This window comes from Bacillus sp. IT-79MI2 (assembly GCF_949768135.1).
Classification (GTDB): domain Bacteria; phylum Bacillota; class Bacilli; order Bacillales; family Bacillaceae_G; genus Bacillus_A; species Bacillus_A pseudomycoides.
In genome coordinates, this window is the sequence record NZ_CATKPV010000063.1 from 1 (window position 1) to 22,055 (window position 22,055).

At 36.3% G+C, this 22,055-nt stretch carries 38 protein-coding genes and 3 pseudogenes; 34 read left to right on the forward strand and 7 right to left on the reverse strand.

The features are described from left to right. The coding region (locus ACM6HU_RS16230) for a ParA family protein (protein WP_414848258.1) at positions 1–743 on the reverse strand (743 nt) is incomplete at its 3' end. Between the two features lie 1,662 nt (positions 744–2,405). Further along, positions 2,406–2,528, reverse strand: coding sequence for a YjcZ family sporulation protein (locus ACM6HU_RS16235; RefSeq protein ID WP_081811100.1), 123 nt, complete (start codon positions 2,526–2,528; stop codon positions 2,406–2,408). Between the two features lie 302 nt (positions 2,529–2,830). Here ACM6HU_RS16235 and ACM6HU_RS16240 point away from each other — a divergent pair, with 302 nt between their 5' ends. From ACM6HU_RS16240 to ACM6HU_RS16255, 4 genes are all read left to right on the forward strand, one after another. Then, positions 2,831–3,949, forward strand: coding sequence for a tyrosine-type recombinase/integrase (locus ACM6HU_RS16240; protein WP_098116875.1), 1,119 nt, complete (start codon positions 2,831–2,833; stop codon positions 3,947–3,949). An 83-nt stretch (positions 3,950–4,032) separates the two neighbouring features. Further along, positions 4,033–5,952, forward strand: a complete 1,920-nt coding sequence (locus ACM6HU_RS16245; RefSeq protein ID WP_414848259.1) for a tyrosine-type recombinase/integrase — start codon at positions 4,033–4,035, stop codon at positions 5,950–5,952. Then, complete coding sequence (locus ACM6HU_RS16250; protein ID WP_098116873.1) at positions 5,949–6,329, forward strand: DUF6262 family protein; 381 nt, start codon at positions 5,949–5,951, stop codon at positions 6,327–6,329. Before ACM6HU_RS16245 ends, ACM6HU_RS16250 begins: the two co-directional genes overlap by 4 nt. 23 nt (positions 6,330–6,352) lie before the next feature. Further along, a complete protein-coding gene (locus tag ACM6HU_RS16255; protein WP_098116872.1) occupies positions 6,353–6,850 on the forward strand; it encodes a GrpB family protein in 498 nt (165 codons plus the stop codon). A 223-nt stretch (positions 6,851–7,073) separates the two neighbouring features. Here ACM6HU_RS16255 and ACM6HU_RS16260 read toward each other — a convergent pair whose 3' ends face one another. Next, positions 7,074–7,457 carry a RidA family protein gene (locus ACM6HU_RS16260; RefSeq protein ID WP_414848260.1) on the reverse strand — a complete coding sequence of 128 codons (384 nt, stop codon included), beginning with the start codon at positions 7,455–7,457 and terminating at the stop codon, positions 7,074–7,076. Positions 7,458–7,562: 105 nt separating this feature from the next. Between ACM6HU_RS16260 and ACM6HU_RS16265 the strand changes: the two genes are divergently transcribed. Then, positions 7,563–7,901, forward strand: a complete 339-nt coding sequence (locus ACM6HU_RS16265; RefSeq protein ID WP_414848261.1) for a winged helix-turn-helix transcriptional regulator — start codon at positions 7,563–7,565, stop codon at positions 7,899–7,901. A gap of 435 nt (positions 7,902–8,336) precedes the next feature. On the opposite strand, the gene ACM6HU_RS16270 is transcribed toward ACM6HU_RS16265, so the two are convergent. The 3 genes and pseudogenes from ACM6HU_RS16270 to ACM6HU_RS16280 all read right to left on the reverse strand — a co-directional run. After that, positions 8,337–8,579, reverse strand: a complete 243-nt coding sequence (locus ACM6HU_RS16270; RefSeq protein WP_414848262.1) for a CGEA protein — start codon at positions 8,577–8,579, stop codon at positions 8,337–8,339. Positions 8,580–8,861: 282 nt separating this feature from the next. After that, positions 8,862–9,566, reverse strand: a complete 705-nt coding sequence (locus tag ACM6HU_RS16275) for a DUF4352 domain-containing protein (protein WP_414848263.1) — start codon at positions 9,564–9,566, stop codon at positions 8,862–8,864. Positions 9,567–9,802: 236 nt separating this feature from the next. Further along, a pseudogene (locus tag ACM6HU_RS16280) lies at positions 9,803–9,916 on the reverse strand (XRE family transcriptional regulator); the annotation flags it as partial. A gap of 327 nt (positions 9,917–10,243) precedes the next feature. Here ACM6HU_RS16280 and ACM6HU_RS16285 point away from each other — a divergent pair. After that, the gene (locus tag ACM6HU_RS16285; RefSeq protein ID WP_257151293.1) at positions 10,244–10,375 is read left to right on the forward strand and encodes a hypothetical protein; all 132 of its coding nucleotides are present in this window, start codon (positions 10,244–10,246) and stop codon (positions 10,373–10,375) included. 9 nt (positions 10,376–10,384) lie between these two features. On the opposite strand, the gene ACM6HU_RS16290 is transcribed toward ACM6HU_RS16285, so the two are convergent. Further along, positions 10,385–10,741, reverse strand: coding sequence for a helix-turn-helix domain-containing protein (locus ACM6HU_RS16290; protein WP_414848264.1), 357 nt, complete (start codon positions 10,739–10,741; stop codon positions 10,385–10,387). A 193-nt stretch (positions 10,742–10,934) separates the two neighbouring features. On the opposite strand from ACM6HU_RS16290, the gene ACM6HU_RS16295 reads away from it, so the two are divergent. From ACM6HU_RS16295 to ACM6HU_RS16430, 28 genes and pseudogenes are all read left to right on the forward strand, one after another. Further along, complete coding sequence (locus tag ACM6HU_RS16295; RefSeq protein WP_098125396.1) at positions 10,935–11,129, forward strand: helix-turn-helix domain-containing protein; 195 nt, start codon at positions 10,935–10,937, stop codon at positions 11,127–11,129. A gap of 84 nt (positions 11,130–11,213) precedes the next feature. Then, positions 11,214–11,981 (forward strand): phage antirepressor, encoded by a 768-nt coding sequence (locus ACM6HU_RS16300; protein WP_414848265.1) that lies wholly within the window; start codon positions 11,214–11,216, stop codon positions 11,979–11,981. Between the two features lie 116 nt (positions 11,982–12,097). Beyond that, entirely contained in the window at positions 12,098–12,232 is a 135-nt protein-coding gene (locus tag ACM6HU_RS16305) for a hypothetical protein (protein ID WP_414848266.1), read from the forward strand. Between the two features lie 451 nt (positions 12,233–12,683). Continuing rightward, the gene (locus ACM6HU_RS16310) at positions 12,684–12,884 is read left to right on the forward strand and encodes a hypothetical protein (RefSeq protein ID WP_414848267.1); all 201 of its coding nucleotides are present in this window, start codon (positions 12,684–12,686) and stop codon (positions 12,882–12,884) included. Between the two features lies 1 nt (position 12,885). Next, complete coding sequence (locus ACM6HU_RS16315; protein WP_414848268.1) at positions 12,886–13,062, forward strand: hypothetical protein; 177 nt, start codon at positions 12,886–12,888, stop codon at positions 13,060–13,062. Further along, positions 13,059–13,265: a hypothetical protein gene (locus tag ACM6HU_RS16320; protein ID WP_414848269.1), complete on the forward strand. Its 207-nt coding sequence runs from the start codon at positions 13,059–13,061 to the stop codon at positions 13,263–13,265. Before ACM6HU_RS16315 ends, ACM6HU_RS16320 begins: the two co-directional genes overlap by 4 nt. After that, positions 13,258–13,941: an ERF family protein gene (locus ACM6HU_RS16325; protein WP_414848270.1), complete on the forward strand. Its 684-nt coding sequence runs from the start codon at positions 13,258–13,260 to the stop codon at positions 13,939–13,941. Before ACM6HU_RS16320 ends, ACM6HU_RS16325 begins: the two co-directional genes overlap by 8 nt. A 12-nt stretch (positions 13,942–13,953) precedes the next feature. Next, positions 13,954–14,133, forward strand: coding sequence for a hypothetical protein (locus tag ACM6HU_RS16330; protein ID WP_414848271.1), 180 nt, complete (start codon positions 13,954–13,956; stop codon positions 14,131–14,133). Further along, positions 14,133–14,354 carry a hypothetical protein gene (locus tag ACM6HU_RS16335; RefSeq protein ID WP_098206419.1) on the forward strand — a complete coding sequence of 74 codons (222 nt, stop codon included), beginning with the start codon at positions 14,133–14,135 and terminating at the stop codon, positions 14,352–14,354. The genes ACM6HU_RS16330 and ACM6HU_RS16335 overlap by 1 nt, the downstream gene beginning before the upstream one ends. After that, complete coding sequence (locus ACM6HU_RS16340; RefSeq protein ID WP_414848272.1) at positions 14,355–15,230, forward strand: phage replisome organizer N-terminal domain-containing protein; 876 nt, start codon at positions 14,355–14,357, stop codon at positions 15,228–15,230. After that, positions 15,214–15,972 (forward strand): ATP-binding protein, encoded by a 759-nt coding sequence (locus ACM6HU_RS16345; RefSeq protein WP_414848320.1) that lies wholly within the window; start codon positions 15,214–15,216, stop codon positions 15,970–15,972. The genes ACM6HU_RS16340 and ACM6HU_RS16345 overlap by 17 nt, the downstream gene beginning before the upstream one ends. Positions 15,973–15,985: 13 nt before the next feature. Continuing rightward, positions 15,986–16,177, forward strand: a complete 192-nt coding sequence (locus tag ACM6HU_RS16350) for a hypothetical protein (protein WP_414848273.1) — start codon at positions 15,986–15,988, stop codon at positions 16,175–16,177. Then, positions 16,174–16,440 (forward strand): hypothetical protein, encoded by a 267-nt coding sequence (locus ACM6HU_RS16355; RefSeq protein ID WP_414848274.1) that lies wholly within the window; start codon positions 16,174–16,176, stop codon positions 16,438–16,440. Before ACM6HU_RS16350 ends, ACM6HU_RS16355 begins: the two co-directional genes overlap by 4 nt. 124 nt (positions 16,441–16,564) lie before the next feature. Next, positions 16,565–17,023 carry a hypothetical protein gene (locus tag ACM6HU_RS16360; protein WP_414848275.1) on the forward strand — a complete coding sequence of 153 codons (459 nt, stop codon included), beginning with the start codon at positions 16,565–16,567 and terminating at the stop codon, positions 17,021–17,023. A gap of 5 nt (positions 17,024–17,028) precedes the next feature. Next, positions 17,029–17,439, forward strand: a complete 411-nt coding sequence (locus ACM6HU_RS16365) for a hypothetical protein (protein WP_414848276.1) — start codon at positions 17,029–17,031, stop codon at positions 17,437–17,439. A gap of 13 nt (positions 17,440–17,452) precedes the next feature. Beyond that, positions 17,453–17,752, forward strand: a complete 300-nt coding sequence (locus ACM6HU_RS16370) for a hypothetical protein (RefSeq protein WP_414848277.1) — start codon at positions 17,453–17,455, stop codon at positions 17,750–17,752. 11 nt (positions 17,753–17,763) lie between these two features. Next, positions 17,764–17,961: a hypothetical protein gene (locus tag ACM6HU_RS16375; RefSeq protein ID WP_414848278.1), complete on the forward strand. Its 198-nt coding sequence runs from the start codon at positions 17,764–17,766 to the stop codon at positions 17,959–17,961. Positions 17,962–17,965: 4 nt separating this feature from the next. Beyond that, positions 17,966–18,094, forward strand: a pseudogene (locus tag ACM6HU_RS16380) (Fur-regulated basic protein FbpA); the annotation flags it as partial. A gap of 1 nt (position 18,095) precedes the next feature. Beyond that, on the forward strand, positions 18,096–18,536 hold the full coding sequence (locus tag ACM6HU_RS16385; protein WP_414848279.1) for a YopX family protein: 441 nt from the start codon (positions 18,096–18,098) through the stop codon (positions 18,534–18,536). Next, positions 18,496–19,053 (forward strand): hypothetical protein, encoded by a 558-nt coding sequence (locus ACM6HU_RS16390; RefSeq protein WP_414848280.1) that lies wholly within the window; start codon positions 18,496–18,498, stop codon positions 19,051–19,053. The genes ACM6HU_RS16385 and ACM6HU_RS16390 overlap by 41 nt, the downstream gene beginning before the upstream one ends. Beyond that, the gene (locus ACM6HU_RS16395) at positions 19,046–19,276 is read left to right on the forward strand and encodes a hypothetical protein (protein ID WP_414848281.1); all 231 of its coding nucleotides are present in this window, start codon (positions 19,046–19,048) and stop codon (positions 19,274–19,276) included. The genes ACM6HU_RS16390 and ACM6HU_RS16395 overlap by 8 nt, the downstream gene beginning before the upstream one ends. Continuing rightward, complete coding sequence (locus ACM6HU_RS16400; protein WP_414848282.1) at positions 19,266–19,439, forward strand: hypothetical protein; 174 nt, start codon at positions 19,266–19,268, stop codon at positions 19,437–19,439. Before ACM6HU_RS16395 ends, ACM6HU_RS16400 begins: the two co-directional genes overlap by 11 nt. After that, positions 19,429–19,677 carry a glutaredoxin family protein gene (locus ACM6HU_RS16405; protein WP_414848283.1) on the forward strand — a complete coding sequence of 83 codons (249 nt, stop codon included), beginning with the start codon at positions 19,429–19,431 and terminating at the stop codon, positions 19,675–19,677. Before ACM6HU_RS16400 ends, ACM6HU_RS16405 begins: the two co-directional genes overlap by 11 nt. Positions 19,678–19,907: 230 nt before the next feature. Further along, positions 19,908–20,267 (forward strand): annotated as a pseudogene (locus tag ACM6HU_RS16410) (nucleoside triphosphate pyrophosphohydrolase family protein); the annotation flags it as partial. A gap of 42 nt (positions 20,268–20,309) precedes the next feature. Continuing rightward, positions 20,310–20,708: a hypothetical protein gene (locus ACM6HU_RS16415; RefSeq protein WP_199668986.1), complete on the forward strand. Its 399-nt coding sequence runs from the start codon at positions 20,310–20,312 to the stop codon at positions 20,706–20,708. 167 nt (positions 20,709–20,875) lie between these two features. Next, positions 20,876–21,070, forward strand: coding sequence for a hypothetical protein (locus ACM6HU_RS16420; protein ID WP_414848284.1), 195 nt, complete (start codon positions 20,876–20,878; stop codon positions 21,068–21,070). Positions 21,071–21,380: 310 nt separating this feature from the next. Continuing rightward, complete coding sequence (locus ACM6HU_RS16425; protein ID WP_414848285.1) at positions 21,381–21,509, forward strand: hypothetical protein; 129 nt, start codon at positions 21,381–21,383, stop codon at positions 21,507–21,509. Positions 21,510–21,656: 147 nt separating this feature from the next. Beyond that, positions 21,657–22,025, forward strand: coding sequence for a hypothetical protein (locus ACM6HU_RS16430; RefSeq protein WP_414848286.1), 369 nt, complete (start codon positions 21,657–21,659; stop codon positions 22,023–22,025). The last annotated feature ends 30 nt before the right edge of the window (positions 22,026–22,055 follow it).

A 22,055-nucleotide genomic window follows, 5' to 3' on the forward strand; every position in this document is an offset into this window, starting at 1 on the left:
TTTTTATCATGCACATCTTTCAAATTATAAGTGATTCCCGTTCTGTCAAATCTCTTTAAACGAGCCATCTGTTTAATGATATTGCTGAACACATTAGCTTTACCAAAAATCTCTTCGGCTTCTTGAAGGATATCCTTGTCAATTTCATTACCGTTTTGCATCAGTACAGGTAATGCTCCAATAATTTCTAATGGCAAATTGTAGTCATCCGCTAACGAAAATACATGTTCAATGTATTTTTGAGCACCTTTTAGTGATCTTTCTTGTGTTTGTAAAATGACCATAACATAGTCACTAGCGACTAATGCGCTGTCTGCAAATTTATTTAATTGTGGTGGTACATCAATAAAAATGTAATCATAATTTTCTTTGATTGTACTTAACTGTTTTGCGAAATAAGTATCTTGTGAGAAGTCATCCTCAAAATTTCTGAATAGGAACTTCTCATATGTTTGTAAATCCTCGTAAGATGGAAGCAAGTCTAAGTTAGGCAGTACATTAATCAACGCACTTTGTAAGTTCGCATCTATAAGAGCCATAGCTAATGTTCTTTTGAATTCCGGTTCGATTGAATGGACTTTTTTCATTGTATTGAATAGTAAATCAGTCGCATTTGCTTGTGGATCTAAATCTACTAATAAAGTTTTCTTTCCTTGTTTCGCGAATGTATAAGCTAACATTACAGCATTGGTAGTCTTGCCGACCCCACCTTTGAAGTTCCCAGTTGTGATAACCTTGCACATTTTCCGTCACCTCGTAAAAAAAAGTTTTTTTATACTTTTATAAATTTATAATTTGATTTTATACCACAACAAACCGACGGTAAAGTATAATTTTATACTTTTATACTTTTATAAAAAGTTTACTATTAATCTATAAATAGATGATGTTTTTAAAAACCGATTTTGAAAAGGTTATATTATCAGGCTTTATTAGCGTGTTTTTTATAAAAATATAAATTTATACTTTTATAAAAGTATAAATTTATAAAAAATATATCATTCTGTTTTTGAAAAACTAGATTTTTATAAAAGTATAAAATTATAAAAGTATAAAAATGAAATTTCATTTTTAAGTAGAGGGAAATATTACGGGTTATAGAGGCATTTACAAAGAAAAAAACTTGTTGTAACGTAATAACCAACAAGCATCATTCTACAAAACAAAACATAATTTGATAATTCAAATGAACATAAATAGATAGAACAATTGAATATGAATGGAAAACAAAAAAGCCACTCCCATTCGCTATCGGCTACCAACCTTTAGCGGGAATGACTGATTCTAGCTAGTGTACCACCACTTGGCTAGATATAACCTGTTTAACCAGACGGGATTTCCGTTTAAGTAGTGTACCATCACTATCCTTAAACAATTATGCCTTTTCACGAGGCTTCTTTGATATACCCATTTTATCTATGATTTGACTAAAATTCAACTAGTAAATGTTTTTTATAGTCAAAAAGATATATAGGGCATCTCTAAACCTAGAAGTCTTGTGAATGTACAGGTCATTTAGGAGTGGAGATGCCTTTTTTGTTTTCTATTCGCGTGGAATTGCCTGAAACCACGTTAATAAAAACTGATAAGCCGTAATTCCGTGCTGCCATACATTTAGCGGGAACGTGTTACGGCGTGGCTTGCTGTTGGTCGTGCAGGGGGTACAGAGTATACGCCTACAAAAACAGCACCCCTCATTGGATTCCTATTCATTCGGTGGGGGTAGGTGAGAACTTACCTAGGCGTTTAGTCTAAAAGGTTCGGACGGTTATCGTTAGCGTTACGGCGCTAGGGAGTGTATTCAGCTTGTCACATAGGGACGATATTGTGAGGACAAGCCTACGAAAAAGGGTGCATATGGCGAAAGTCATTAAGTGAATAGGGTCTATACATACGGAACACTGACAAAGCAAGGCATGGTATTAACCGAAGACGCTTATCCTTTCTATTCTGATTGATTACTTTTTGTATTCTTTCAGCATAGGGGATAAATCTGCCAACCAGCCGTTTTCCTAACTTCGCTGCGGCATGATAAAAACCCTCAAGATCTTCAGTCAAGACTAATTACGAATAAAAGATGAAAAATATAAGGTATTGTACTACTTTAAAACACACTGTCTTAGATAGAGGAATAAATAAGAGAATTAACATTGATTTAGCTAGAGGATAAGGGACGGTTGGTTGGAATCTTCCTTATTGTGGAATTTGGTTTTATCAATCAGATATAGTACGTGAAATTATATAATAAAACTGTATTTTATCAGGGCGGAAATAAGATTTTACTGTTTTGTTAGTGGAGGAGTGTTGCTGTAATATATGAGTACATTCGCTCTTGATCCCTGCACATCGTGTGGGGATTTTTTCATAAAGAAAAGACACTCATTGAGTGCCTTTTCTAATTGTTTTTAGCAAGCTCCGCCGAATCCGCCACCCCAACAGCTGCAACCAATGATAATTAGCAGGATGAACAGCACAATTAGTAAAGCAAATCCACCACCAAAGCCGCCACAACTACCTCCAAAACCCATAATAATTCCTCCTTAAGTAAGAGGGTATTAACTGGGATGCCAATGTGTTTTAACGGTTTACATTACCTTATGCTTTTTAATGATGAATGAGCAGGTCCCTTAAGAAATAAAAGAAAAGACACCATAAGGTGTTCCACTTTATTGGGTAATTTTAAAACAAGACTATAATTAGAGATATTCCTCAACGTATTTTAAGAAGGAGAATATCTCTTTTTTATTTCTTCATTGATTAGATATCCATATTGAAGAAACATAATAAACAAAGTATTGTAAGAATATATGTTTTGGGAGGGGGATAGTTTGTGAGAGTTGAGCAAGTGATTACATCTGATAATAAAATACGATACATGTTGGTAGATCAGTATGGAGAAATTGTTATGCCCGTGATGAAGTTCCTGAAGTACAAAGACAATACAGGCACAGCCCGTAATACGCTTCGCTCTTACTGTTATGCACTGAAACTATATTTTGAGTTCCTGGAACAAAAGGAAATGTCGTATACAGATGTGGGGATTGATGAGCTAGCAGAGTTTGTTCGATGGCTTCAGAACCCATTCCAGCATGTGAAAGTAACAGGTATTCATAACGCTTCGCAGAAGCGCAAGGCTAGATCAATCAACATTTACTTAGACAAAGTATATGCTTTTTATGACTACATCATGAGGCATGAAGATTATTCCATGAACTTGTCAGAACGCCTCAAAAGGCAAGTATCAGCTTCGAGGAGCAGTTTTAAGGGTTTCCTTCATCATACACTCAAGAATAAAACAAAAGACATAAAGATACTCAAACTTAAGGTTCCCAAAGAGAGATTAAAGGTACTTTCATTCGATCAAGTGCAAACTCTAATTGATGCTTGCAGTAACATCAGAGACAAATTCCTATTAGTTCTCTTGTATGAAACAGGAATGAGGATTGGAGAAGCCCTATCCCTTCATTTGTCTGATGTTGTCCCTGCGACTAAGAAAGTACATATACGAGATCGTGGAGAATTAGTCAATGGAGCAGAGATTAAGACCGTCTGCAGTCCCCGTACTCTTGATATTTCAAGGGAATTGGCTGATTTGTACCGTAGGTACATTTTGGAAATTCATACAGACGAAGTATATACAGACTTCATTTTTATCAAGTTAACAGGCGATCAAAAAGGACAACCCCTTGATTACCAGAGTGTACAGGCACTCTTCAAACGTCTAGAAGCCAAAACTGAAATCAAGGTGACTCCTCATATGCTCCGACATACTAACATAACGGAGTTATGGAAGACAGGAGAAATGAGACCTGAAACGCTTCAAAAGCGTGCTGGACACACTCACGTACAAACCACGATGCAAATGTATGTGCATCCTACTGAAGAAGATATACGAGAAGATTGGGAGAAAGCGATGAAGCTCAAGAAAGAACAGCAAGGGGAATCATAGATATGACAAGTAGTGTTGCCTATCAACCGAAAATTGCATCAGAAAAAAAAGCAGAGATGCTGAAGCGATTACAGGGATAGTGGATGAATGATATGTGGAACGTAAAGGATAGTTTCTTCGAAACATATGGGGGTGGAGATTCTTGGTCTGGGGAGAAAAAAAGAATAGATTTTACACCGTTTTCTCTTTCCATTCGGCAAGAGCTTAAATATTTTTGTGTTATCCAACTTATAAATGGTGTTTTAACCCTTAAAACCTTAGTATTTTATTCATCCACGTTCACCTATTTGAGTGCATTGTTAAACAAGTATTACCCTGAAATTTGTAGTTTTATAGAAATACCATATGAAAAAGGTTTAATGAAATACAAGATCTTTTTAACTAATGTTGGTGTGAAAATCAAAACTTCTGAAGGTTATAACTCTCTTTATATCAGAGCTTTTACTCGGGTTTATAAGTTCTTTTTTGATTTGTACGATACAAGAATAGAATTTGAGAAAGATGTCTGGGATGTAAGGAAAATTCCGAATGCTCGTTATTCCAAACACCATTCCGCATATCTTCTGCGATTTGATAGAGTTCATACTGTTTACAGAGAGACGGTGAAAAAATATTTTAGATATGCAATAACTTATTTGAGTCAATCAGAGCTAAACACTAAATTAACGGGAATAAGATACTTCACAGAATTCTTACAGAGGAATCATCCCGATTGGAACGACTTAACTACTTTACAGAGATCACATATTGAAGCGTATTTGATTTATTTCAATCAGAGTTTTGGACATTTTTCAGTTGGCAGAAAAGGTAAATACCTGTACTCAGTAAAAGCTTTCATAGAGTATCTTCAACGTTCGGAACACCATGAATCTCCTACTACACCTATTTCTGCTTTGTTTTTTAAAGAAGATTTCCCTAAACAACGAAGACAAAATGAAAATGGAATCAAATATATTCCCGACACTGTTATGAGTCAGTTAGAAATGATATTAAGTCAGAATTCTGATAGACTTAACCCTCCCATGAAGGAGAATGATAAGGAATATATCCCTATCGTAATTTTGCTCATGGCTACTGGTTGGCGGATAAGCGATATACTGAACCTTCGCTACCACAACTGCTTAATTACTAATAGCAATGGAGAATATTATCTGCAAGGAGACATTCCAAAAACCAATGTTAAGAACCATCGTATTCCCATTGATCAAGATGTAGCAACCATTATGCAAACGATGATTAAGCAAACGAAAGACAAGTCAACTGTAGAAAATAATCCAGAGAAATACTTGTTTGTTCGAACAAAAGGACAAAGAAATGGAAAACCGTTCATAGCAAAAGCTGTTCAAAATGCTCTAAATCGTTGGGCTAAACGATATCACATTGTAGATCAATACGGAAATATTTATCACTTTGAAAACCATGCTTTCCGCCACACCAAAGGTGTGGAGTTGATTAACCTAGGTATGAATTTGACTCATATCATGAAATGGTTTGCTCATTCTTCACCTGAAATGACACTCACTTATGCTAAAATAGCCGACGATACGTTAAGAAAAGAATGGGAGAAAGCACAAGAGAAAAAAGGTCCCCTTCTTCGTGTCAATTTGGATAACAGCCAAGTCAATGAAATGGATATGGACGAAGACTTAATCCATTGGGAGTTCATACGTAGTAATGTTGAAGCTGTACGAGTACCTCTTGGATTTTGTCTGGCTTCAAAAAAAGAAGGTTGTCCTTATGTGGTAACTCCCTGCTTGACTTGCCCAAATTTCTGTACCACTTCTGACAATCTGCCTGACTTCGAGAAAGAAATTCAACGTGTTGAAGAGCATATACAGATGACACAAAACTACCCAATCTACAATGAGAAAACCAAGGAACAGTTAGATAATCTCATCAAGATTCGAGATCAACTTGCCAAAGGCAAGTCTCATCGGGGAGACAGTGCAAAGAAAGTTCTCTTCGATGCCCAACTTACTAAAGAAAAAGGTGCTTCACAATGAACCATAAACGATCTACAGAAGCCATCGTAGCTATGGCAAAGAAAAAGAGTGAAGAAACAGTTCAAAAGGTTGAACAAGCCATCAAGCAATTAATTAAGAAGAATGAGCGTATTAACTTCAACACAGTATCCATTGAATCAGGAGTATCCAAATCTTATTTGTACAACCACCCTGAGTTTCGAGAACGAATTGATATGCTTCGTAAGAAACAGCAACATGTCGAATCTCCAAAAGCCGTAAAACGCCAAATGAGCGATGAGAGTAAGGATGTTAAGATTCAAATATTAAGGGATCGAATCAAAGAATTGGAACGCGAAAATAAGAGATTGAAAGATGAAAATAGGCGGCTGCAAGGAAAGCTGTATGATCAAATCTAATGGTGATAAGGAGGAAAATATCAATGCGTCAAGTTGTAGTTGTAGAATATGACCCTAGTTGGGTTTGGGTGTTTGAAAAGTTACGAGACTTTGTACTTCCGGTACTAACAGACTTTGTAATCACGATAGAACACGTTGGGAGTACATCAGTTCCAGGATTAGCTGCTAAGCCGATTGTGGATATGGATGTAATCGTGTCTACACAGGATGATGTTCAATTAGCCATTCAAAGGCTAGCGACACTTGGCTACGTTCATGAAGGCGATTTAGGAGCCACTGGGCGGGAAGCTTTTATTCCCCCTAATAACGTACCCTGGCATCACCTGTATGTGTGCATGGTAGAAAGCGCCGAATATAAACATCATATCTTGTTTCGAGATTATTTGAGAAGTCATCCAGAGGCGGTCAAAATGTACGGTGATTTGAAGTTAGAGCTTGCAAAACGATTTCATAACGACCGTACGGCATATACCAATGCTAAAAGCGACTTCGTGAATGAGATATTAAAACGTGCTAGATGAAGAAGCGCCGAAGGCGCTTCTTCAAAAAAGTTCTTGTTTTTCTTTCTTTATATATACACAAAGTAAGAGCCTTATTTTTTCTATTCTTTTTTCATTTTAGTCTTGATTTAAAAACGCCCATCCCCCGAAAGGGGAAATAAGGGCAAAAACACCCAGCTTACTTCAATAATCACCTAAAGAATTGAGCTTGACATGATTACTTTGATTTTAAAATGTAGTTTACTTAGTCGGTGTGTGCGACGGCGCTGATTTCGATCAGTTGCTCTGGGGATGCCAAGTAAGTCACGCCGATGAGGCTGCCGGCCGGCCGATGTTGTCCCACGTATTCCTTGAACAGCCGGAGGACTGGTTCGAAATGCTCTTGCGCATTTGTTAAATAGATCTCCATATAAGCGAGGTTGGACTTCGTGACACCAAATCCCTCCAGTACGCGATCGAGATTTTCAAGCGTTTGTCGGGTCTGTGCTTCGATATCGCCCTCGCCAATGAACGCACCCTCCATATCGTGGGAAAATTGCCCCGAAATGTAGATAGTGTCGTTGACGCTGTAACCTTGGGTAATACCGTGATCCCAAAGACCGTGATCGTAGGTTTTAACATTAGTCATTTTTTTCTCTCCTTTACTTCAAAGTAATGTCAGTATAAAATGAACGCAAACAAAAAAATAGTACGCACTTTTTTGATAGGTACTACCAGAAAGGATAGTGTAAATATGAGTATGGCTGACTATAAAGAAAAAGGTAATATTCAAGAGACACCTTTTGGTTATACAATATCAGTGATTGGTGGTAAATGGAAAATGCTTATTATTTACCTTCTGGCAGAAAACCAACCAGTTCGATTTAATGATTTGAAAAGAAAAATAGGAGCTATTACTTTTAAAACATTGAGTTCACAACTTAAAGAATTGGAAGAAGATGGGATTGTCAGACGCAAAGAGTATCCTCAAATTCCCCCTAAAGTTGAGTACAGTCTTACACATAAAGCAGAAACTCTATTACCTGTTTTGGAACAGTTATGTGAGTGGGGAGTAAAAAACAGCAATAATTAAGCTCCTTCTGTATAGTTGATGAAATTAATAGCATCATCCGTTCCAAAAACGTGGAAGTTTTTTTACGAGAGCAATTAGGGGTCACTATATCATTTCGAGAAAATTGTACGCTAGGGAATTTATAAGGGTTATGGATATTTAATAAACGCTTATAAATGTTTTGTAACATATTTATAAACGCAATAAACCTTTATTTTATAAAGATACAAGTCATGTCCTTAAAGGTATACCTTTACAAACTACATTCGCTTATCCTATTAGTTGATGTAATATTCTATTTGACATTATAGAAAACATCGACTTTCCAATGCCAAATAGTCCATATTTAGCCGAAAAATAGTCTTAGCGTGCACCAAACATCTTAATTTGTGTCAAAATTGTGTCTAAACGTACATTTTCTTTTTTTGATATGGTGACCACTTTTTGCGTAGTTTATCAATTTAGAGTGGTACTAACACTTTCTATGTCTTCGCAACTTATATAGATAAAGTCAGAAGATGGTGGTGTTATTGGATTCTCTTCTTTTAATATAACCAGGCAATTAGTAGAAGAGGATGGATAGTACGCAACTAGAGAAGCCGGACCGATAATCTGCCCAGATCTGGTTGTAATTGTAACTATAGTTCCCGGTGGCCAAATACCAAATAAGAAACAAGCAATGCCATTACAAGCTGCCATTTTCAGTTCACCTAGCCTTCATTTTAATATCATTGTTGATGTTATTAATATATGAATTAACGTTATAAGTGTTTAGGCGAGTCAAAATCAGATTGTGTGTTTTAAGTAAGGTCAAAAAAATAAATAAAAAAAGAGAAAAGACACCCTAAGGTGTCTTCCTCCGACTTGAACCACTCTACTTTTAATAATATAAATTGAATTCCCATCCAATTACCATTTTACCATATTTATCTATATTGGTTATTGAGAAAATAAAAAAAGCACCCTTTTGAGTGCCTTTTTTTATTCTACTTTTAACTTAATCTCTTTACCCATCATACCTCCACGAGCTTTCAGAACTAATCCTTGAGCGTCTTTTGGTACATCATAGATAACTTTTCCTGTTTGCGTTAAACCAGGGTTAAGTTGTTTTAAGAAAAAGTCTAATTTTCCACCATTAGCTATATCATAAGTTGTTTGTGCTTGAGTAGAGTATTTAAATTCACGATCTTGGTTGTCTACTAATTTAAAGCTGTTAGCGTCAACAGTAATCGCATCCTTTTGATTATTCGTAATAGAAATTTCAACTACTTTGAAAACACCTTGTGCTTTTTCGTTTGTAATTTCATTTCCAACTGATTCTAAAGTTTCGACAGCTCCCACAGCAATTTTAACTTTAGAAGATTCACCTTCTTTAGAAAGTTCTTTTTTAGGCTCCTCTTTCTTAGGTTCTTCTTTCTTTTTAGGTTGTTCTTTTTTTGTTTCCTCTTTTTTCATTTCTTCTTTCTTAGGTTCTTCCTTCACTTCTGTGGAAGCTTGTTGAGTTGTCTCTTTAGCTTTAGGTTTCTCTTCTTTATCTTTTGTTGGCATTAAGATCATCGCTAAAACAAGGCATACAATAGAACTAATAATTAGCTTAGCCTTTGGTTTTCTTTTGAAAATAGCAATGATAAACAGTACAAACAGAACAATTGAAGCTAGAAAAATCAATCCTGCTAGTGTTTCCATATTCAATCCGCCTTTTCTGATAATTTTTGAACAAAATGTAAGATTTCCGAAATCATCATAACAGATTTAGTTACACCTTTTTGTCGCATTTCGTCGAACAAAAATAAAAAAAGAGAGCCTAAGCCCTCAATGACAAAAATGGTATATTCGGTAATATTGTGTAAAATTTTACCACTGGATATTGGAAATGTTTTCTTTTATGATGAAACCAACAGAAATACAACAGCGCGTTTTCATCATAGAATATTCTTGTTGGTCTGTAGCATTTTCACGTACAAGGAAACTTGCTTAGAAAAACGACCTTGTTGACGTCCATCGATCTCCTTATAAGTTCTTTGGCTGTCAGTAAACTTATTATTAATCATTAATAATGAAAAGAAGAGAGCGAAAGCTCTCTTTTTATTTTATCTATAAATTCCAAATCCAAATATCATCATTGGCTTGAGTTTTAGCGCTATCAATTTAAAAGGATATATTAATGGAAAAATATTTAAATAATACAGCGCGAACAATAGGAACTTATGTTCGCCTTTCGTGGTATAATATGGACATAAAAAAGAATTCGCGTTCGTTTTCGTGCTTTCTGGGGAAAGTTCTGTATTTTTCAAAATAAGATTTTATAGAATTATTGTGATTTAATTCGCAAACTACCATGAGAATACTGGAGGATATTGGGGATGACAAGAGAAGAAATTTTAAAGGGATTTTTACTACAGGCTGCTGAGGTATCTAATAATGATGAACAGACAATTGATTCTTATATTGAGCTATTGTTTAATATAGAACAAAAAAATAGCCACGCCTCGTAATGGGTTTGGCTATTTTATCGATTGATTATTTAGTTTTTCGAACTCTGCCATTAAGTTCTCTGCTTGTTTCATAATCATTTCACGTTGAGATTCAGGAAGATTAGCTAAGCGTTCTTTCATTTCTTTGAATTTCACATCTAATATTTCATTCAGATCCTCTTCGTTGCTTCTACCTAACAGAAAATCCGTCGTTACATTTAATACCTCTGCGATTTTAGTAGTAACTTCCCTTGAAGGCTGCTTCTTTCCAGATTCGACTTTCGAAATGAAGGATTCACTAACATCTACTTTCTCTCCTAATTCTTTCTGAGACCATTTTTTTTCTTTCCTTAATTCTTTTATCCTAATGGATAGTATAGGTAACATGATTTTATTCTCCTTTAATAACTGTTTTATATGAAATTTCAATGATTTTGTTTTACATTGACTATAGTATATATTCTACATAAAACTTGACCGCTAGTCCATTTCTTGTTTTTGAAAAATAAATTTCAAAACAAATACTTGACCTCAGGTCATGTCAGGTGTACAATGAAAATGTGATCGAGAGGTGAAGCCGATGAAAATAAAAGGGAGTTACATAAAAGAACTTCGCATGAATAAAAAACTTACACAAAAACAACTCGCTGAACTCTCAGAAATCAGTGAGAGTATGGTTTCAAAGATAGAATTAGGTGTTAAATCAACTAAGATTGAAACATTAAAAAAAATAGCTAATGCTTTATCAACAACAATGGATGACTTAGTGGGATGAGGTCATTTTTTAAAGGGCATTAACTTGACCTCAGGTCACATAAATGAACGTTGACTTGACCTAGGAATAAAAGGAGGAAAGAAAATGAATCAATTACAAATTTTCAACAATGAAGAGTTCGGACAAGTTCGAACGGTGGTACAAGGCGAAGATGTTTGGTTTTTAGCGAAAGATGTGGCAGAGGTGCTGGAATACAGAGACACCCACAACATGGTTAGGTTTTTAGATGAAGATGAAAAGGACACTCACCAAGTGAGTACCCTTGGTGGAAGTCAGACAATGAAGGTTATTAATGAATCAGGATTGTACTCAGCGATTTTAAAAAGTAAAAAACCACAAGCGAAAGCATTCAAAAAGTGGGTAACAAGTGAAGTACTTCCTTCTATTAGAAAACACGGAGCATACATGACAGATCAAGCACTCGAAAAAGCGGTAACTGATCCAGACTTCATGATTGGCCTTCTTACTAACTTAAAAGAAGAAAAACAAAAACGAGTTGAAGCTGAACGAAAAGTATTGCAGCAACAACCACTTGTAACATTCGCTCAAGCAGTTGAAGTATCTACAAACACAATCTTAGTGAAAGACCTAGCGACAATATTGAAACAAAAAGGTATTAATATCGGTCAGAATCGTTTATTCGATTGGTTACGAAAGAACGGTTACCTTTGTAGCAAAACTGGAATGGTGAACAAGCCAACACAAAAATCGATGGATATGAAACTGTTCGAAGTTAAAACACACGTACATACATCAGGAGATGGTGAGTTTGTCACAAAATACACACCAAAGATCACGGGGAAAGGTCAGCTTTACTTCATTAATAAGTTTCTTGGAAAGGAAGCGGTGTAAATGATGGAAGAAAGCACGTTCTCATTATGCATGGTGCTGGTGGCAGTCATAGCATTCAAAGGATTCATTTATCTGATGGAACGCATAGACAAAAGGTTAATGAAGGATGAACAGTGATGGATAAACAACAGCGAGATGAATACGAACGAGAGAAAATCTTGTGGATCATAAAGGATTTGAGAGCTAGAGGAGTACATAACAGCGCAGATAAGGTTGAGGAAACATACAAGTATATAACTCTAGCTAAATAGGGACGAGCCTTGAGTGTGAAGGCTCAAGGCTCATAAGGGTAAAGTCGAATTATCAACCTTACAAATCAACAATACCACAATTTTACAAAAATGGGCAAGCTTTGCTTGTCGAAATGTCCAGAAACTACATAAAAACCTAAAGTGATTGGTGCCCCCCACCTAAACAACGGTTTCTGGATGTTTCGATGCTCAAAGCATCAGAAAGGAGTGAGGACAATGTATCCGCTAGTTAAAAACTAGCATCAAAAAAGCCCGTACAGAAGCACAGGCCAGTTGTAACACATATCGGTAACTAAATTTTAACAGATTTAGAGAATGGTTACTATCTTAAAACAAAATAAAAAACCGCCTTACCCCTAAGACGGTTTGGAGAAACAAATGGTTAAAAACTTGTACCCATATTATAACACATTTGTTTCTTCCAAGTAAATGAAATGAGGAGGAATGGAAAATGATTGAAAACCCAATGGTTATTGGTAATCATCACGATTCATCAACAAGAAACTTCATGGATTATTGTGCCGGATGCTCTGGAGAAATCTACTACGGTGAAGGATACCTTGATTTTGATGGTGATCCAATCCATACAGAGTCTGAGTGCATTAAACAGTTTGTTGAAGAAAATTCCATGAAGAAAGTTGCAGGTGAGTGAGATGGGCCTACAAAACAAAATTGAAATGGAAATTCAAATTCTCATGAGTTTAATAGAACGCTACAAGCAAAGCGATGGGCCTGGAGCTTCATCTATGGTTGTAGCTTACGAATACGGTTTGCAAGCTCTTATGGGAGTATATGAAGCAAGTCAGCAAGAAGAGGTGGTTTCGTTTTGAAACGAGCGATAAAGGAATTACAAAAGTCACTTGGAGTCGAAAAACGTAAATTAAGTGATTACGAGTTTAAGTTGAAAAATCTAAAAGAACATGAGATTTCACTTCGTGAAGGTATAGCAGATGTGAAATTAACAATTGTTGATATAGAAGAAACACTTTCAACATTAGAAATCATGACAGAAGGGGCGGACATAAATGAATAGAAGTGAAACAATCGCTGAACTAGCAAAGTCACTAGTGAAGTTCAATTTAGAAGTTAACAAAATAGAAAAGGACGCAGACAATCCTTTCTTTAAAAACAATTACGCAACATTAGACACGATTATAGATGAAATTAGACCAATCCTTTCTAAGCACGGATTAAGCATCATGCAAATACCAAGTGGTGACGGTCAGAACGTAACATTAAAAACGCTTCTTCTACACGAGAGTGGAGAGTGGTTAGAAAGCGATGAACTGACAATGAAGCCAGTGAAAAACGATCCACAAGCAGTAGGAAGTTGCATCACATATGCTCGTCGTTACTCATTAGCTGCATTCCTTAGCCTTAACACTGGTGAAGATGATGATGGTAACGGTGCTACTTATGGAAAAGGTAACAAACCTAATCAGAAAAACAACAGTGGACAAGCTCCAAACAAACAGCATAACACCGGGAGCGGTGGCAGTAATGGCAAAGCGTCAGAGAAACAAATGAAGATGATACACGCAAAAATAGCGCATGTAGCGGTTATTTCTAAAGCAGAGAAATTAACAATTGAGGATACATTAAAAAGCAAAATTGGAGCAGATAGTTTAACGGATATTAGCCCACAGATTGCTTCTAAAGCAATAGAAACATTAATCGGTTGGGAAGATCAGTACAAAAAAGCAAACTAAGGAGATGAAACCATGTTAGAACAACAAAAAATATCAAAAATCGTCCTTCCTTCATGGTGTTGGAAGGGCGTACAAAACAAAAGTGAAGTAATACGGAATGCGGAAAAGTACATTACCCCGAAACGCTATCCGGGTTACACGATATTGGATATTAAAGAAGACTTTGCGATATGCGAACGGGAGGAAATGTGATGTTCCAGGTAACAGTAAAACGCGGATCAATGAAAGCTATTTTGCAAGCAGTACGTGACTTAGAAGCAAGAGGTTATGACTATGTTACTCCAATCAGACCAGTTTATAAAACACGAAAAGACTTTTTATATAACGAAAACAAGAATATTAAAGGTGGATATAAGTTCGGTGGAATGGAAGAATACGTATCCTATGAATGTCGCATGGAGAAGGTGAACTAAATGGCAGATGTTAAATGGATAAAACTCTCTACAAGCATGTTTGAAGATGAAAAGATTCGATTGATTGAAAGCTTACCAGATGCAGACACACTACTAATCATTTGGATTAAATTGTTGTCTCAAGCGGGCAGAACAAATGCCAATGGTTACATCTTTTTAAGCGAAAACATTCCTTTCACAGAAGAAATGCTTTCAACACTTTTTAATAGACCGATAGCAACTGTAAGACTTGCACTACAGACATTCAAACAGTTTGGAATGATTGATGTCACCGATGATCAGTACATATGCATCTCGAATTGGGAAAAACATCAGAACATCGATGGGTTAGAACGTGTAAAACAATTGAATGCAGAACGAAACAAAAAGTACCGTGAACGCAAGAAACAACAGCAATTAGCACTAGAAAACAAGGGTGAAGAAAGTGACGCTTGCGTGACGTCACGTGATGATACAGATATAGAAGAAGATAAAGAATTAGATATAGATAAAGATAAAGATAAAAAGAAGAAAGAAAAACCTTCCCGTCACAAGTTTGAAACTTGCGACACCAACGGGGCTAAGTATTTGTTTGAAAAAATTAAAGGTAACAATCCTAAACAAAAAGAGCCTAATTTCGATACTTGGGCTAATGACTTTAGATTAATGCGTGAAAAGGATAACCGTGAACCACAAGAGATTAAAGATGTTATTGATTGGTGCCAAGCAGATCCATTTTGGCAAGGAAACATTTTATCTCCTAAAAAGCTACGTGAAAAGTTTGATCAGTTAACAATTCAAATGAAATCTAAAAAAGGAGCGAAGAACAATGCAGAGAGCGATAGCAGCAGTACCAGACGCTATAGCCAAAAGGGTCAATATGACTATGGCTTCTAATACTTGTGAAACTCACAGAATGACAATGATGAACTTTAAGGGACAAGTTGTATGTCCTAGATGCGTTCTTGAAGGTGAAAGTAAGAAGATCCAGGAACATGAACAAGCAAAATGGGAAGCGGATCAAGCGAACGAGCAGAAATTCTTATTCCATCAACAAAGCATGATCGCAGATACCAACATTAAAAAGGCTAACTTTGAAAACTATCAACCTACTAGCGAGGAAGGAGCGAAGAACCTTGAAATCGCAAAGGTTATCGCAACAGATTATCTCAATGAGAAGGTGTTCAATACGATTATGGCCGGAAATTGCGGAGCAGGGAAAACACACCTCGCTTATGCAATCGCAGATCAACTTGCAGGTGCAGGGATATCAGTTGTCTTCGTTACAGTCGGTGAATTGCTACGGAAGATTAAAAGTACGTTCAATAAAGATTCCTCCTTAACCGAGGATTCAATCATACGAACATTAGTAAGATCGGATGTATTGATAGTCGATGATTTAGGTGCGGAGTTAGGAGCATTGGATGCAAACACAAAAGCGACAAACTTCATTAATAGGGTGTTATTCGATGTTTTCGATGGCCGCCAAGGTAAATCTACTATCTTTACTACAAACCTTACAGGAGAGCGTTTAGAGGGCGCATACGACGAGCGGATTGTATCACGTATCTTCAATAATTTCAGAGCGATCGTTTTCAAAGATACAAAGGATTACAGAAGAAAAGCATTACCATTCTAAAGGGGGAATTAAGATGTGTGCATGTGAAGGAACGGGAGTAATCAGAAACGATATGGGGAACGGCTGTTATCAATTTGCGCCATGCATTTGCGCGGCAGGGAATTGTAGTCCTGAGGAAGTGGATAGAAGACGCCAAGAAGTAATGGTAAGGCTGGAAATGGCTTATCAAATGCAGATGGCAGCGAAAGTCGGAATAGGGGCATGAAACAGCTAACACTTGAGGATGTAGTGGGAAGTTTCGATTATTCAGCGAAGAGCACGTCAGAGCAATTCTTGAAGCGTGACATAAGCGTCATGACGTATTCAGTAGAATTTTATGACAAGGACGAAAAATGGAAGCTCCGTTGGTTTGAAGCGAAGTCAGAGAGCGAAGCAATAGTAATGGCTAAGGCGAAGTACGGACGGATTCAGATTATAGATACTTATATTTCAGATAGATCGTTAGCTGAAATAGAAGCTCTAGATTAATAGGAAGAGGCGGAAATGGAAGTATAAGTGCATGTTGCAATGGGAAGTTAAAGACTGCTTATGGTTATGTGTGGAAGAAAGTTGATTGATAATCATGGCATTGGATTAAGAAAGGGGAATGGATATGGAATATTATCCTCCAGTACCAACGTGGGATGATTATGAAATTGCTAAAAAGAACGGGATTCCTAGAAGGAATGTAAATCAGAGAGTTCAATTCTTGGGTTGGACAATAGAAAGAGCTATTACGGAACCAATATTCAAAAGCGCAAGAACGAAATATAAGGGATATGTAGAACGTGCAGAGAAAAACGGGATCCCTTATAAAACGTTTATCGCAAGAGTAAATCAATTGAAGTGGTCTTTAGAAGAAGCTGCAGAAACTCACGTATTAAGTATAGAAGAAATAAACAACCGAAGACTGAAGAAAAAACAAAAAATCACAAATGAACAATTCGCGATTGCACAATCGAATGGCATTCTAAAATCAACACTAAGAACAAGGGTGTTTACTTATAAATGGGATATAAAACGCGCCATAACAACACCTCCTAACATCAAACATCGAGCGAAGGAATGGTAATTACTATGAAATACAAAGAAGTTCCAACTAATGATGATTACGATTTAGCGCTGAAAAACGGCATTAGTAAAAAGAATGTTAATCAAAGAATTGAGCATGGCTGGAGTATAGAAAAGGCAATCACTAAACCGATAGGCGGAAGAGGGCCAGGAAGACATAGAGGGATGGCTCAAGTAGCGGTTCAAAATGGGATTAGTCAACCACTATTTTCTTATAGAAGATCTAAAGGGTATTCATTATACGAAGCGGCTACAATACCAGTTAAAGAGCATAGAAATCATGGATATTATGCAAATCTTGCTGAAGAAAACGGAGTGCCTTACAACACATATATTAAGAGGTTATCACTTGGGTGGGATGAGGAAAAAGCAGCAACAAAACCACTAAGAAAATATAGGAAGAAACAAATCAGTTAAGGAGGGATCGTGATTGGAATACTTAACAGATGAAGATTTCGAGATTGCTAGAAGTAATGGAATATCTAGAAAAAGAGCATCTCAGCGGTTTTATCAGTCGTTTTGGGATAGAGAACGTGCCATAACGGAAAAAGTTGGGGAAAACCATCGTAAAAAAGGTAGAGGAAGGAAATATGGGAAGTGGACAAGCATTGCTGAGAGCAACGGCATTGTAAAAGAAACATTTTATTACAGATTAAAAAGAGGATGGTCTTATCAAATGGCGGCAACAAAGCCACCAGGTAAGCAAGGGAACAGGAAACAAATCAGCTAGGAGGACAAGCCATGACAGCAAAAGAACGGGCCAGATTTCGTGGTTTCTGGACACATAAACAGACAGGTGAACATATCGCTATAACGCGTGTGACGATATCTGGTGAGGTGTATGGAAATAGGGTTAATTCGTTAGGGCATGAAGTGGGGCCACGGGAAATTATGTTGATTAGAGATCTGAAGAAAGAATATGTGAAGGGCATGATTTAGGTAAATGGACAGGAAACAAATCTACATCGACGTCTTATTACATAAAGGGATTTACAAAGAAGAAAAAACAGGACGTCAGCTTTATGAAATGAGTGAGCAGGAGTTATTCGCATTGATAAAAGGAGATGGAGAGAATGAGAGCACAAAAATACCAAGCGTATATAACGGATTGGGAAGGAGTTACTAAATCATTCGAGTTAAACGGATTGTTTTTCGAATCGCTCATTAAGGATAAGAGCAAGGTTGTTTTTAAGAATAGTGTCGGCGATATAGAAACGTTGCTTGTAGAACATAAAAACATACGCCAATACACTGGTTTAAATGATCAAAACGGAACTGGAATTTTCGAAAAAGACATAGTTCATACAGTCGGCGTTATTCCAGGAGTGGAAATTGATGATATAGGAATAGTGAAATTCATCAATGGATCTTATGTGGTGGAAAGCCTGGATGGTACTGATGGTTGGGAGTTGTTCGAAGAAGGTGCAGAGGTTGAGGTGCTTGGGAACGTATTTGAGGATGGTGAGTTATTGAATGGTTGTCAAGAAACAAAATCCAATCAAATTTATAAATAAGTGTAGATGCATTGTAGATTACAGAGAATTAGAAAAAGCGATACTGTGGCATTCGCAAAAATGTGTAACTAGTCTAAAAACAATCTCTTTACACGGAAGATATCCGGCTGTATCAATTCATGGAGAAAAAATTCATGTTCACAGATTACTAATGATGTATTGGGAAGGGAGAACTTTAGTCCGTAAAGAGCAAGTTCATCATAAAGACGAGAATAAGCTCAACTCATCAAAAGATAATTTAGAAATAATGTTAGCTGGTGAACATCAACGTATTCATAGTAAGGGTAAAAAAATATCTGAAGCGCATAAACGGAAAATAGTAGAAGCAAATAAAAAGAGAAAAGGAACAAAAATCAAGAAAAGTGTTGAAATACCAATAACAGAATTAAAGAAGTACTTAGATAAAAGGTACAGCATTAATGCCATTGCAAAATTATTTGATTGTGATTGGTCGACTGTTAGAAATCGGATTCGAGATAATCCAGAGCTATTAAAAGGAGATGGGGAGAATGAATAAAACATTTGAGTACGAACTTGGAAAAGTAGCGGTAACGATGTCTAAAAATATCAAAGTCAATCACGATGATATGAAAACAATGTGTTTAGTAGATATTACAGAGTGTAGAAATGTTCATGATATTTCTGTAATGGATCAGAAAGAACTAGGGGAATACATTAAGTTCTTGCAAGAAGTGCGAACTGAAATGATTGAGATTGATAAGAAAGAGGGTGCAAAGTGATGAAACCAATCGAAAATGGAACTTACGAAGTAACTCAATTATTAGCAGAATCAAAAGGAGAGAAGAAGTAATGATGAGCTGTAACTACACGTATTGGGAAGAAGCGATTAAAGAGTTTTACAGAAAACAAGAAGCGGAAAGAGGTAATAAGAATGGCAACTAAGATCATTATGTACACGGGTTTAAATTGCGGTAAATGTAAGCGAGCAAAGGAGATGTTAAAGAGTTGTCCAGTTGAGGTTGATATCGAAGAATTAAATGTTGATGAGATTCCGATGCATAGAAAAGTATTGACTAAAGTTTATGAATCTAATACTTTACCAACTTTCATTATAGGTGGAAATGTATATAGAGGTTTTGATGAGAACATTGGCAAGATCATGGAAGAATTAGGATTGTAGGAGGGATTGCATGAAGAAAGAAACCGAAATACAGGTGAAAGGTGAGCTCCATACAGTACAAAGTGAGATTTATAAGTTGTAGTACCATCTGACCGGATTGAATAGCGAGAAGCGGAAGACGAAACAGCAGTTACAAGAATTGCAGGATAGAAAGAAGAAATTGATCAGTTACTTATAAAAAAAGGAGATGTTAAGAAATGGAAAACAACATTACATTGCCAACTAATAAATTAAATGAATATCAAGAAGCAACATTACGCACTTGGAATAGAAAGAATGATTTTGATCGTCGTGTTTCTAATGCAGCATTAGGGATTACAGGTGAAGCCGGCGAGGTTGCTGATATTGTAAATAAAGCTATTTATCACGGTCACGGATTCAATCCATCTCATTGCCCTGGAGAAGAAGATGGGAATACTCACAAACTTGCTTTAGAGTTGGGAGATATTATGTACTATGTAGCTGTTATGGCTAGTGAAATAGGATATACCTTGCAAGATATTGCTGAGATGAACATTGCAAAATTAGCTAAGAGGTATCCAAATGGATTTAGCGCGGAAGACAGTAAAAAACGTGTTGATGTGAAGTAAGGTCAAAAATAAATTCATTACGATATAAAGGGGAAATGAGAGATGAAGAAAGATAGATATCAACGCATAGAAATTGTGAATTCACTTCTTAGTTACTTAGCAGATCACGAAAAGGATTTCTTCCGTTATGAAGATGAAAATAGAACAGCTCAATTTAAACATGATGGTAGAAACCTTTGGTTTGTAGATCACTATTCAAATGTTCCTATGCGTATGACGAGAAGCTCATATAAGAACAAGAAGCAAGAAAGGCACTTCTCAAGCGGTGGAACGATGTGGGCACTAATTAGAGATTTTACTGACTTCATCTATGGAAATGACAATCCGAACGGTAGAAATGGATATGGTGGCTTGTACTGTCCTCATTGGGGATGGACAGAGGAAGAAATGAAAAAGATGCGTGATTATGCAAGGGAAATCGGATACTTAAAAGCTTTATAAAATAGTTATTTAAATGCAAAAACCCTAACGTGGGAGTTAGGGTTTTGGATAAATATTATACATCATGACTAATTAATCAGATGAATCGACATTAGAAATAATACCATATATTTTCTAATAGATTAATATACAAATGTTAAGAAAATGTGAAAAAGGGGAGTTGAAAAGTGAATCGAAAGGAATATGCTGTTTACAAAGGTGAATCGCTTGTATGTCTCGGGACCATACAGGAATGCGCTCAACATATGGGCGTACTTCCTAAAACAGTTCACTTTTACTTGACACCAGCGTATCAAAGGAGATTGGCAAAGAGGAAGAAGGCAAGAAATTACTTAACTGTTACGGAACTTGAGGAGGATTAGCATAAAAATTTCATTTTATACAAAACAAAACCCTAGTTCCCTAGGGTAATGGGTATAACAGCTCAATATATTTTACTCTTTTATATTGTAACGTAATATTACGTTAAAAACATCAGGTAAATGTAACCAATTGCACAACGAAGCAGCTAGCTCAATTAGCTAACTACTTGTTGTACAAAAGAACTAGCGCTTACAAGCGATTCTTTGTAACTTTCAGTTACAGCTATAGTATTAAACGGAATTTGAAATATTATGCAGGAGTGAAAGGGAACTTAATAAAAACTTCATTTTGTAGAAAAGGGTAATGGATATGTGCAAATGTTTTTATTGTGATGAAGAAATTGAAGAAGATGAAACAATGTGTTTCTCTTGTAGCTATGAACATATGGATGATATCGAAAGAGAAGCATGTAATCCAGATTATGATACTCAAGAATAAATAAAAGCAGCTAGCAAAAGCTAACTGCTCAGCCCTCGGGGAAAGGGGAAAAGAGATTAGGGAACTACAGATTTGGATTATAGCTGTTTATCAGCCTACTTACAGTATGGACGAGATTTTGAAATTTATTCAGGGAGGTAGAGGGAAATGATTAAATATGAACTTAAAATTATTGATAATAAATTGGTTATTGATTTAAACAAAATGACAGATGATTACATGGAATCCTTAGCCTATGATGGTATGCCAAGTAAATATGATACTGGCGAACTAGCTTGTACAGAATCAATTGGAAGTGTAGAGCTTTCAGAACATCAAGTGAATAAAATCATGGCAGAGTACGAAAACGGTGGAGAGTGTGACTGGTGTGGTGAAATCAGTAAGGAATTAAGGGGACCACACTTGTTAGATTTCGTTCCTGGGAAAAAGATGTGCCGTAATTGTTGGGAAATGGATCGTAAGAATTATTTAGGTGCTATTGGTGAGGATATAGGGCCATTCGATAAACAAGAATAAGAGCAGCTAGCAAAAGCTAACTGCTCACTA

Bases quoted from the DNA above. Each gene is read 5' to 3' on its own strand.
- ACM6HU_RS16235 (WP_081811100.1), bottom strand. From the start codon at position 2,528: ATGGGTTTTGGAGGTAGTTGTGGCGGCTTTGGTGGTGGATTTGCTTTA.
- ACM6HU_RS16245 (WP_414848259.1), top strand. From the start codon at position 4,033: ATGAATGATATGTGGAACGTAAAGGATAGTTTCTTCGAAACATATGGG.
- ACM6HU_RS16250 (WP_098116873.1), top strand. From the start codon at position 5,949: ATGAACCATAAACGATCTACAGAAGCCATCGTAGCTATGGCAAAGAAA.
- ACM6HU_RS16255 (WP_098116872.1), top strand. From the start codon at position 6,353: ATGCGTCAAGTTGTAGTTGTAGAATATGACCCTAGTTGGGTTTGGGTG.
- ACM6HU_RS16260 (WP_414848260.1), bottom strand. From the start codon at position 7,457: ATGACTAATGTTAAAACCTACGATCACGGTCTTTGGGATCACGGTATT.
- ACM6HU_RS16265 (WP_414848261.1), top strand. From the start codon at position 7,563: ATGAGTATGGCTGACTATAAAGAAAAAGGTAATATTCAAGAGACACCT.
- ACM6HU_RS16270 (WP_414848262.1), bottom strand. From the start codon at position 8,579: ATGGCAGCTTGTAATGGCATTGCTTGTTTCTTATTTGGTATTTGGCCA.
- ACM6HU_RS16275 (WP_414848263.1), bottom strand. From the start codon at position 9,566: ATGGAAACACTAGCAGGATTGATTTTTCTAGCTTCAATTGTTCTGTTT.
- ACM6HU_RS16285 (WP_257151293.1), top strand. From the start codon at position 10,244: ATGACAAGAGAAGAAATTTTAAAGGGATTTTTACTACAGGCTGCTGAG.
- ACM6HU_RS16290 (WP_414848264.1), bottom strand. From the start codon at position 10,741: ATGTTACCTATACTATCCATTAGGATAAAAGAATTAAGGAAAGAAAAA.
- ACM6HU_RS16295 (WP_098125396.1), top strand. From the start codon at position 10,935: ATGAAAATAAAAGGGAGTTACATAAAAGAACTTCGCATGAATAAAAAA.
- ACM6HU_RS16300 (WP_414848265.1), top strand. From the start codon at position 11,214: ATGAATCAATTACAAATTTTCAACAATGAAGAGTTCGGACAAGTTCGA.
- ACM6HU_RS16305 (WP_414848266.1), top strand. From the start codon at position 12,098: ATGGATAAACAACAGCGAGATGAATACGAACGAGAGAAAATCTTGTGG.
- ACM6HU_RS16310 (WP_414848267.1), top strand. From the start codon at position 12,684: ATGATTGAAAACCCAATGGTTATTGGTAATCATCACGATTCATCAACA.
- ACM6HU_RS16315 (WP_414848268.1), top strand. From the start codon at position 12,886: ATGGGCCTACAAAACAAAATTGAAATGGAAATTCAAATTCTCATGAGT.
- ACM6HU_RS16325 (WP_414848270.1), top strand. From the start codon at position 13,258: ATGAATAGAAGTGAAACAATCGCTGAACTAGCAAAGTCACTAGTGAAG.
- ACM6HU_RS16330 (WP_414848271.1), top strand. From the start codon at position 13,954: ATGTTAGAACAACAAAAAATATCAAAAATCGTCCTTCCTTCATGGTGT.
- ACM6HU_RS16335 (WP_098206419.1), top strand. From the start codon at position 14,133: ATGTTCCAGGTAACAGTAAAACGCGGATCAATGAAAGCTATTTTGCAA.
- ACM6HU_RS16340 (WP_414848272.1), top strand. From the start codon at position 14,355: ATGGCAGATGTTAAATGGATAAAACTCTCTACAAGCATGTTTGAAGAT.
- ACM6HU_RS16345 (WP_414848320.1), top strand. From the start codon at position 15,214: ATGACTATGGCTTCTAATACTTGTGAAACTCACAGAATGACAATGATG.
- ACM6HU_RS16350 (WP_414848273.1), top strand. From the start codon at position 15,986: ATGTGTGCATGTGAAGGAACGGGAGTAATCAGAAACGATATGGGGAAC.
- ACM6HU_RS16355 (WP_414848274.1), top strand. From the start codon at position 16,174: ATGAAACAGCTAACACTTGAGGATGTAGTGGGAAGTTTCGATTATTCA.
- ACM6HU_RS16360 (WP_414848275.1), top strand. From the start codon at position 16,565: ATGGAATATTATCCTCCAGTACCAACGTGGGATGATTATGAAATTGCT.
- ACM6HU_RS16365 (WP_414848276.1), top strand. From the start codon at position 17,029: ATGAAATACAAAGAAGTTCCAACTAATGATGATTACGATTTAGCGCTG.
- ACM6HU_RS16375 (WP_414848278.1), top strand. From the start codon at position 17,764: ATGACAGCAAAAGAACGGGCCAGATTTCGTGGTTTCTGGACACATAAA.
- ACM6HU_RS16385 (WP_414848279.1), top strand. From the start codon at position 18,096: ATGAGAGCACAAAAATACCAAGCGTATATAACGGATTGGGAAGGAGTT.
- ACM6HU_RS16390 (WP_414848280.1), top strand. From the start codon at position 18,496: ATGGTTGTCAAGAAACAAAATCCAATCAAATTTATAAATAAGTGTAGA.
- ACM6HU_RS16395 (WP_414848281.1), top strand. From the start codon at position 19,046: ATGAATAAAACATTTGAGTACGAACTTGGAAAAGTAGCGGTAACGATG.
- ACM6HU_RS16405 (WP_414848283.1), top strand. From the start codon at position 19,429: ATGGCAACTAAGATCATTATGTACACGGGTTTAAATTGCGGTAAATGT.
- ACM6HU_RS16415 (WP_199668986.1), top strand. From the start codon at position 20,310: ATGAAGAAAGATAGATATCAACGCATAGAAATTGTGAATTCACTTCTT.
- ACM6HU_RS16425 (WP_414848285.1), top strand. From the start codon at position 21,381: ATGTGCAAATGTTTTTATTGTGATGAAGAAATTGAAGAAGATGAAACA.
- ACM6HU_RS16430 (WP_414848286.1), top strand. From the start codon at position 21,657: ATGATTAAATATGAACTTAAAATTATTGATAATAAATTGGTTATTGAT.